This is a genomic window from Amycolatopsis anabasis (assembly GCF_009765355.1).
Classification (GTDB): domain Bacteria; phylum Actinomycetota; class Actinomycetes; order Mycobacteriales; family Pseudonocardiaceae; genus Amycolatopsis; species Amycolatopsis anabasis.
The window spans coordinates 23,425-31,293 of the sequence record NZ_VTHK01000088.1; the positions used below are offsets into that span (position 1 = coordinate 23,425).

Annotated in this window: 10 protein-coding genes and 1 pseudogene; 4 read left to right on the forward strand and 7 right to left on the reverse strand. The window is 72.4% G+C overall.

Annotation, left to right across the window (positions count from 1 at the left end; translation table 11 throughout):
- Positions 1 to 69: 69 nt before the first annotated feature.
- Together add and FXO23_RS47485 are read right to left on the reverse strand one after the other, a co-directional pair.
- Complete coding sequence (add, locus tag FXO23_RS47480) at positions 70 to 1,014, reverse strand: adenosine deaminase (RefSeq protein ID WP_158895260.1); 945 nt, start codon at positions 1,012 to 1,014, stop codon at positions 70 to 72.
- Positions 1,011 to 1,961 (reverse strand): nucleoside hydrolase, encoded by a 951-nt coding sequence (locus tag FXO23_RS47485; protein WP_158895280.1) that lies wholly within the window; start codon positions 1,959 to 1,961, stop codon positions 1,011 to 1,013. Before FXO23_RS47485 ends, add begins: the two co-directional genes overlap by 4 nt.
- An 85-nt stretch (positions 1,962 to 2,046) precedes the next feature.
- Here FXO23_RS47485 and FXO23_RS47490 point away from each other — a divergent pair, with 85 nt between their 5' ends.
- The 3 genes and pseudogenes from FXO23_RS47490 to FXO23_RS47500 all read left to right on the forward strand — a co-directional run bounded on the left by FXO23_RS47490 (position 2,047) and on the right by FXO23_RS47500 (position 3,865).
- Positions 2,047 to 3,018: a LacI family DNA-binding transcriptional regulator gene (locus FXO23_RS47490; protein ID WP_158895262.1), complete on the forward strand. Its 972-nt coding sequence runs from the start codon at positions 2,047 to 2,049 to the stop codon at positions 3,016 to 3,018.
- A 179-nt stretch (positions 3,019 to 3,197) separates the two neighbouring features.
- Positions 3,198 to 3,398 (forward strand): annotated as a pseudogene (locus FXO23_RS47495) (thiamine pyrophosphate-requiring protein); the annotation flags it as partial.
- Entirely contained in the window at positions 3,395 to 3,865 is a 471-nt protein-coding gene (locus tag FXO23_RS47500) for a hypothetical protein (RefSeq protein ID WP_158895264.1), read from the forward strand. The pseudogene FXO23_RS47495 and the gene FXO23_RS47500, both read left to right, overlap by 4 nt.
- On the opposite strand, the gene FXO23_RS47505 is transcribed toward FXO23_RS47500, so the two are convergent.
- Genes FXO23_RS47505 through FXO23_RS47525 form a run of 5 tightly spaced genes read right to left on the reverse strand, consistent with a single transcriptional unit; the run spans position 3,841 to position 6,060 of the window.
- Complete coding sequence (locus FXO23_RS47505) at positions 3,841 to 4,560, reverse strand: metallophosphoesterase family protein (protein WP_158895266.1); 720 nt, start codon at positions 4,558 to 4,560, stop codon at positions 3,841 to 3,843. The two genes, FXO23_RS47500 and FXO23_RS47505, sit on opposite strands and share 25 nt — an antisense overlap.
- Positions 4,557 to 4,823 (reverse strand): BON domain-containing protein, encoded by a 267-nt coding sequence (locus tag FXO23_RS47510; RefSeq protein ID WP_158895268.1) that lies wholly within the window; start codon positions 4,821 to 4,823, stop codon positions 4,557 to 4,559. The genes FXO23_RS47505 and FXO23_RS47510 overlap by 4 nt, the downstream gene beginning before the upstream one ends.
- A complete protein-coding gene (locus tag FXO23_RS47515; protein WP_158895270.1) occupies positions 4,820 to 5,413 on the reverse strand; it encodes a hypothetical protein in 594 nt (197 codons plus the stop codon). The genes FXO23_RS47510 and FXO23_RS47515 overlap by 4 nt, the downstream gene beginning before the upstream one ends.
- Positions 5,413 to 5,751 (reverse strand): DUF3140 domain-containing protein, encoded by a 339-nt coding sequence (locus FXO23_RS47520; RefSeq protein ID WP_158895272.1) that lies wholly within the window; start codon positions 5,749 to 5,751, stop codon positions 5,413 to 5,415. Before FXO23_RS47520 ends, FXO23_RS47515 begins: the two co-directional genes overlap by 1 nt.
- An 18-nt stretch (positions 5,752 to 5,769) precedes the next feature.
- Positions 5,770 to 6,060, reverse strand: a complete 291-nt coding sequence (locus FXO23_RS47525; protein WP_158895274.1) for a DUF6343 family protein — start codon at positions 6,058 to 6,060, stop codon at positions 5,770 to 5,772.
- 109 nt (positions 6,061 to 6,169) lie between these two features.
- Here FXO23_RS47525 and FXO23_RS47530 point away from each other — a divergent pair, with 109 nt between their 5' ends.
- Positions 6,170 to 7,756: a carboxylesterase/lipase family protein gene (locus tag FXO23_RS47530; protein ID WP_158895276.1), complete on the forward strand. Its 1,587-nt coding sequence runs from the start codon at positions 6,170 to 6,172 to the stop codon at positions 7,754 to 7,756.
- The last annotated feature ends 113 nt before the right edge of the window (positions 7,757 to 7,869 follow it).

A 7,869-nucleotide genomic window follows, 5' to 3' on the forward strand; every position in this document is an offset into this window, starting at 1 on the left:
CTCTGTCGGCCAAGTGCGGTCGACCGGTCACCTCGGCCCGTGGTGACGCACTTAGCCGACAAAGTGCACTCACGATCGCAGTGTCGCCTTGGCGAAGGCGCCCGCGCGGGCGTTCGCCTGGCAGCGGGCTTCGTGTTCGGCGGTCCAGCCGAAGTGCTCGGCCAGCACCCGGAACTCGCGGCTCACCGTGGTCGCGGACGTGGTGCGGGCGTCGGTCGAGATGGTGACCGCCAGGCCGTCGGCCAGCAACCGGTCGGCCGGATGCCGGGCCAGCTCGGCGATCGCGCCGGTCTGCGCGTTGCTGGTCGGGCACATCTCCAGCGTGACGCCGTCCGCGCGCAACCGGGACACCAGCGCGGAATCCTCGGCCGAACGCACCCCGTGACCGATGCGGGCGGCGCCGAGCACGTCCAGCGCCTCCCACACGCTGGCCGGGCCCGCGGCCTCGCCCGCGTGGATCGTGACGGCCAGCCCGCCCGCGTGCGCGGCGGCGAACGCCTCCCGGTGCACGGCACCGGAAACGCTTTCGTCCCCGGCCAGATCCACCCCGCACACCAGCTCGCGGAGCCGCAGCGCGGTGTCCACCACGGCCTCGCCGATCTCCGGCGGCTGCTGGCGCAGGCAGCACAACAGAAGTCCACAGTGGACACCGGTCGCCGCGCTGCCTTCGGCGAGCCCGGCGGCCACCGCGCGGACCGCGTCGTCCAGGCCGAGGCCGCGGCGGCCGTGCAGTTGCGGGGCGAACCGGACCTCGCCGTAGCCGATCCCGTCGGCCCGCCAGTCGTGCACCAGTTCGCGCGCCACGCGGTGCAGGGCCTCGGGGGTCTGCAGTACGTCCAGGGCGGGGTCGATGTATTGCAGGTAGGCCATCAGTTCGCCGCAGTGCCGCGGCGCGATGACCAGTTCCTCGGCCGGTCGGTCGAGCGGAATTCCCTGTTCCGCGGCCAGATCCGCGACGGTCGCGGGCCGGACCGAACCGTCGAGGTGGCAGTGCAGTTCGATGCGGTCGTTCATGGCTGTGGCTCCAAGGTCTTGGCGAGCGTGTCGAAGAGCAGGTCCTTGAACCCGCGTTCGCGCACCCGGCGCACCAGGGTGAGGTTCGCGGGCGGCGCGTCCAGGCGCCGGTCGGTCATCGTCTGGCCGCGGGCCTCGTCGCCGAGCGCGACCCGCACGTGCGCCCGTTCGGCTTCGGCCACCAGTTCGGGCCGCAGCACCACGGCCATCGCCACCGGATCCGGCAGGTCGTAACCGTCCAGCCCGGTCACCGCGGCCGACCATTCGGCGACCTTCCTATTGATCCCCTGGGTGAACTCGGCGAGCGGGGTGCCCAGCCCGCGCAGGCGGTCCTGGTCGGCGGGCGACATCACCGCGTCCTGCCGGGAAACGTCCCACCCGATCCAGGTGACCAGTTCCGGGGTCGCCGCCGCGGCCACGATCTGGGCTGCTTCGGGATCGGCCCAGGCGTTGAACTCCGCGGTGGCGCTGACATTGCCCACCGCGTCCGGCGCGCCGATCATGCAGTACACGTGCCGGAACCGGGTGAGCAGCGCGCGATCCCGCAGCAGGGCCGCGGCGATGTTCGTCAACGGCCCGAGCGTGACCAGGGTCAGTTCACCGGGCCGTTCGCGCGCCCGCTCGAGCAGGACGTCGACCGCGTGCCCGGGCCGCGCCGAACCGAGCGGATCGGCCAGCCCGAGGTCACCCATGCCGTCGTCGCCGTGAACCACCTGCGCGGTGTGCAACGGGCGCAGGACCGGCCGGTCGCAGCCCTGGTAGACGGGCACCGAACCCGCACCGGCGAGTTCCAGGGCGAGCAGCGCGTTGCGGGTCGCCCGCGGCAGCGGGACGTTCCCGGCGACCGTGGTCACCGCGGTCAGTTCGACCCGGTCGTCGAGCGCGGCGAGCAGGAGCGCCACCGCGTCATCCGATCCGGTGTCGGTGTCCACGAGCAGTTCGAGCATCACGTTCCCCAGGTTGTCTAAACGATTAGACTCCACTATGGGATGCCATGATCGGCACTGTCAAGCCGATAGGGGAGGGACGCCGGTGGCGGTGACGATGGCCGACGTGGCCCGGCGCGCGGGAACGTCCGTCGCGGTGGTGAGCTACGTCTTCAACGACGGTCCCCGCCCGGTCGCCGACCGGACGCGGGAGCGGGTGCTGGCCGCCGCGGCCGAACTCGGGTACCGCCGCAACCGGGTCGCCGCCGCCCTGCGCTCGGGGTCCTCGGGACTGGTCGGCCTGGTCCTGCCGGACACCGTGAACCCGTACTTCGCCACGCTCGGCCGCCGCCTGGAGCAGGAGCTCGCCGGGGCCGGGAAGCTCACGGTCATCGCGAACTCCGGCTACGACGCCGACCGGCAGGCGGCGGCGATCGAGGGGTTCCTGGCCGCCCAGGTGGACGGCCTGATCATCGTGTCGGCGGACGGCGCGGCCGGAGCCGTGCGGGCCGCGGACACCCCGGTCGTGTACGTGCACCACCGGCCGCGCGATTCGGCGGCCGCGCTGATCGCCGCCGACAACGAAACCGCGGTCGCCCTCGCGGTCGCGCACCTGCGCGAGCACGGGCACGGCCGGATCGACTTCCTGGCCGGGCCCGGCGACGACGGCCCGGTCGCCACCCGGACCGCGGCCTGGCGTGCGGCGGCCACCGGTGAGCTGCTGCGCTGCGCCTACACCCGCGACGCGGCCGCGCGCCTGATCGCCCGCCTGGCCGCCGAATCCCGGCTGCCCCGCGCGCTCGTCGTCGCCACCGACGAGCAGGCCGTCGGCGTGCTGGCCGCGGCGGGGGCGGCGGGTGTCGACCTGCCCGGTGCGCTCGCGCTGGTCAGCTGCGACGGCAGCCCGGACGCCGCGTTCACCGTGCCGTCGCTCACCGCCGTCGAGCAGCCGTTCGGCGAACTCGCCCGGCGGGCCGTGCGCCGGTTGCTGGGCGAGGCGATCCCGGACGATCCGGTCCGGGCACACCTGGTCCCCCGCCGCAGCTGCGGTTGCGCGTCGCCGCCGTTCGCCCGCTGACTGCGTCCATCCGGTGCGATTCGAACCCCGCCGCCCTGGGTAGCCGTCAGGGACCGCCCCGACGGACTTCTGGAGGGAACATGGCGGAGACGGTCGGCGACTACGTGCTGCGACGCTTGCGGGAGTGGGGAGTCCGGCAGGTTTTCGGTTACCCGGGCGACGGCATCAACGGCCTGGTCGCTTCCTGGGACGCCGCGTTGTCGGCCGAGGTGCCGACGGTCCTCGACGTCCGCTGCGATCCCGAGGTCCCGCCGATCCCGCCGCACGCGACCTTCGAGCAGATCAAATCCGTCGCCGAGGCGGTGCTCAAACGCGATCCGGAGGCCTGGCACCTGGTCGTGCAGGGAGCCAAGACCAAGTTGCGGGAACTGCTGCCATGACGAGCATCGACGAGGAACTCGGGCGCGCGATCGCCGATCGCCTGCTGAACCTGTTGCGCGACGCCGAAGTCGAGGCGCTCGCCACCGAACTGGGCACGCTGGTGGGCCGGTACGGGCCTCGCCGCCACCTGCTGCGGCCGCTGCTCGCCCAGCTGATCGCGGAGACCGCGGACCGCGTGCGGGAGAGCACCGGCCCGATGGGGGAGTGCGGCGCGTTCGCCGTCGACGTGCGCGACGACGGGGACCAGGCGGTGGACATGGACGAACTCCGCCCGCCGATGCGGGCGATGCTCCGCGCGGTGCTCGCGCTGCTGAGCGACCATCCCGCGGACGCCGAGGTCCAGCTCGACCTCGCGGTGGCCGACCCGAACCCGCTCGGCCGGATGGACGCGGTCGTGCACGCCCTGCTCTGGGTCGACGGCCTCCGCGACCCGCACCGCGGTCAGGCGGCCGGTTCCAAGCAGTAGACCATGAACGCCGAGCGGATGATCGGCTGCGCGACGTTGCGGACCCGGACCCCGCCCGGGGTCACGCCGTGCTCGCAGCCGTAGTGCGCGTGGCCGTGGATCGCCAGATCCGCGCCCGCGTTGTCGATCGCCTCGCCGAGCAGGTACGAGCCGAGGAACGGGTAGATCTCCGGTGGTTCCCCGCGCAGGGTGTCCGAGACGGGTGCGTAATGGGTGAGCGCGATGCGCACGTCGGCTTCCAGCGCCTCGAGCGCGGTCTGCAGGAGGCCGGACACCTCGATCGTGTGCTCGACGAAGTTCTTCATCTCGCGCTCGCCGAACGCGCTGGCGCATTTCCCGGCGAAACCGCCCCCGAATCCTTTCACCCCGGCGATCCCGACCCGCCGCCCGGCCAAGTCCAGGGTGAGCCCGTCCCCTTCGAGCACCCGGATCTCGTTCTCCTCCAGGAGTTTCACGATGTCGGCGCCGCGGTCGCTGTGGTGGTCGTGGTTGCCGAGCACGGCCACCACCGGCACGGCGAGGCGGGCGAACTCGTCGGCGACCACCGCGGCCTCGTCGAGGGTGCCGTGCCGGGTCAGGTCGCCGGCGAGCAGCAGCACGTCCGCGTGGTCGCCCACGTGCTCGAGCGCCGGGCGGAGGTTCCCGCGCGCGTCCTCGCCCAGGTGCACGTCTCCCACGGCGGCGATTCTGATCAACGCAATTCCTCCCTGCCGTCGGGTTCGCCCGCGGCCGACACCCGGACGTCGTTGTGGATCCGCAGTTCCGGCGCGTGCTCGGCGAGTACGCGTTCGAGTTCCTCCCGGCGCTGGACCGTCGCCACCTCACCGCTGAGGTGCACGTGGCCGCCGCGGACGTCGACGCGGATGCCCAGCTCGGCCGTCCGCGCGTCCTCGGCGAGGATCCGGGACAGGTCGGCTGCCCGGTACTGCGGTGGGTTGTCCTGTTCTCGTGCGCTCATCGCTCCTCCGCATTCCCGATGACGTTCCCGATGACGTCGAGGTCGCGCAGCAGGCGCAGAAAGGCTCTGGCGTAAGGGGATTCGCGGGTGTCCCGGACGACTTCGGGCCAGTTCACCTGTTCCCGCAGCTCGCGGGCGATGGTGAGCAGCGGGGTGAAATCGCACCGGTGCGCCTCCAGCACCAGCAGTTTGTCCACCATCAGCTCGGTACCGGTGACGACCGGCGCGAGTGCGGGGCCGATGCGCAGGGGTTCGGCGCGGTCGAGCATCGCGTCGGTCACCGGCCGGCGGTTCGGGCGGAAGATCAGGTCGACCAGCACGTCCCCGTCGTAGACCTTGGTCAGCCAGTCCTCCGGCGGTTCGACCGGGGTCATCCCGGCGCCGACGAGCGCGCCGGTCGCGGCGACCACGTCACCCTCGCGCAGGTAGATGTCCACGTCGTGCTCGGACGGCGGCCCACCGCGGGCGTAGATCGCGTAGCCACCGCCGACCGCGAAGCGGATTCCCTTGTCCTGCAAGGTGTTCACCACGCGGGTGAGGGTGCCCAGGAACTCCTCCGCGGCTTCCTCGCGCTCGCCGGCGGTCGTCATCAGGCCGGTTTCAGCGGATCGTGCCCGACCGTCATCAGCCGGTGCCGCCAGTGCGCCTGCCCGGCCGTGGGTTCCAGGTCTTCGCGGCGTTCGGCGCGCACCCGGTCGACCACCTTGCGCATCACCCGGGCGTCGTCCTCGTCGAGGTCGACCCGGCGCTTGCGCAGAATCGCGAGCACGTGCTGCCCGATCGGCGTTCCGGCCTGATCGGGCAGCGGTTCACCGTCCGGGTCCGCGGACCGGGTGCGCAACCATTCGGACAGCTCCCGGGACGTCATGTTCACCACGCGGTGGAACTCTGCCCAGAGCGTCTCGTCGACGGGCGTCTCGGCGGCCATGTCTTCTCACCTCCGATGTCAGCCGGGTTCCCCGCGGCGCTTGCGGTGGATCACCCAGCCCAGATCGATCACGCAGCCGACGGCCACCACGCCCAGCAGGATGGTCAGCCAGGGCATGCCGTACACCGCGAACAGCACCCCCGCGCCGACGCACAGCACGATCGCCAGGGCGGCGAGGACGATCCGCAGGGTGAGCGCGCTGTAGGCGGGCGCGGCGCCGCCGTAACCGGCGGTCGGGTCGTGGTAGCCGGGCAGGCCGCGTTCGTACTCCTCCCGGGTACGCGGCTTTTCCCGGTGTTGTCGTGTCATGGAACCTCACCTCGCCCAGGAGTACCCCGGTGCGCGCGAGTCAATCTCCCTTGCGCCGATTCGCGGTTCACCGCCACGATGGAGCGGAGGGGACAAGGGGGTCGAGGTTATGCGGCGGGGAAGGTTCCGGCGGGTGCTCGCCGGACTGGCGGTGTTCGCGGCCACGGTCACGTTCGCCACCGGGGCGCAGGCCGAACCGGCGGGGGATCGCGATGCGGTGGTGCGCACGGATTCCGGGCCGGTGCGTGGGACCGTGCACGCCGATCACCGGTCGTTCCGGGGAATTCCGTTCGCGGCGCCGCCGGTCGGGGAGCTGCGCTGGCAGCCGCCGCGGCCGCCGAGCCCGTGGACCGAGCCGCGGGACGCGACCAAACCGGGTGATCGCTGCGCGCAGAACGCGGGCCCGCTCAGCCAGGCCAGCACCAGTGAGGACTGCCTGTACCTGAACGTGACCACACCCCGGCGGGGCCCGGCGCCGCCGCGCCCGGTCATGGTGTGGGTCCACGGCGGCGGATTCGTCTCGGGAGCGGGCAGCGACCTCACCCCGACCCGGCTCGCGGTCGACGGGGACGTGGTGGTCGTGACCGTCAACTACCGGCTGGGCGTCTTCGGCTTCCTCGGCCATCCCGGGCTGGGCGCCGAATCGGGCACGTTCGGCCTGGCGGACCAGCAGGCGGCGCTGCGCTGGGTGCGGCACAACGCCCGCGCCTTCGGCGGCGATCCGCACAATGTCACGCTGTTCGGCGAATCCGCGGGCGGGATGAGCACCTGCGCCCAGTTGACTTCGCCCGCGGCGGCCGGGTTGTTCCAGCGCGCGATCATCCAGAGCGGGGCGTGCACGATCAACTGGCCGGCCAGCGGTTTCCTGCCCGATGTCCCGGCCGGGACGATGTGGGCGCCGAAGGCCGCCGTGGACGCCGAGGGAGCCCGGCTCGCCGAGGGCCGTGGCTGTGCCGATCCCGCCACGGCCCTGGCCTGCCTGCGCCGGGTCCCGGTGCGGGACCTGCTCGCGGATCCGCGGGCCGCCTCGATCTCCGCTCCGGCGTTCGGCACCCGGCTGCTTCCGGAGCAACCCGCCGAAGCGCTGGCCGCGGGCCATTTCCCGCGGATTCCGGTCGCCCTGGGCACCACCCGGAACGAGCACCGGCTGTTCGCCGCGGTGTACCCGAACCATCCGATCACCGAGGCGGACTACCAGCGCTGGCTGCGCGACGGGTTCGGCGACCGGGCGAACGAGGTGGCGGCCCGGTACCCCACCGGCGCGCACCGCACACCGGGCAACGCGTGGGCCGATATGGCGACCGACCGGGTCTGGGCCTGCACCACGCTGACCGGCGCCCGGTTGCTGGACGCGCGTACCCGGGTCTTCCAGTACGAGTTCGCCGATCCGCGTCCCCCGGTGATCTTCCCGTTCCCGCCGGATATCGACCCGGGTGCCTATCACGCCTCCGAACTGGTGTTCCTGTTCGAGCCGGGTGGCTTTCCGGTGCAACTGACTCCCGAACAGCAGCGGCTTTCCCAGCGGATGATCGGCTACTGGTCGCGGTTCGCCGCCACCGGGAATCCGAACGCGCACGGCTCGCCGAAGTGGCGCGCCTTCCCGTCGGTGCAGTCCCTCGCCCCGGACGACATCCGGCCGGTCGACTTCGGCGCCGAGCACAAGTGCGACTTCTGGGCCGGGCTGCCCCAGCGCTGACTCCCGCACGCGGTGACCAGCTCCCCGGGAGTCGTGAGTGGCACGGCCGGTTCTAACCCAATGCCGGGTAGTTAGGGCTGGGTGGGGGGTGTCAAGGCTGTGATGGGTGCGGC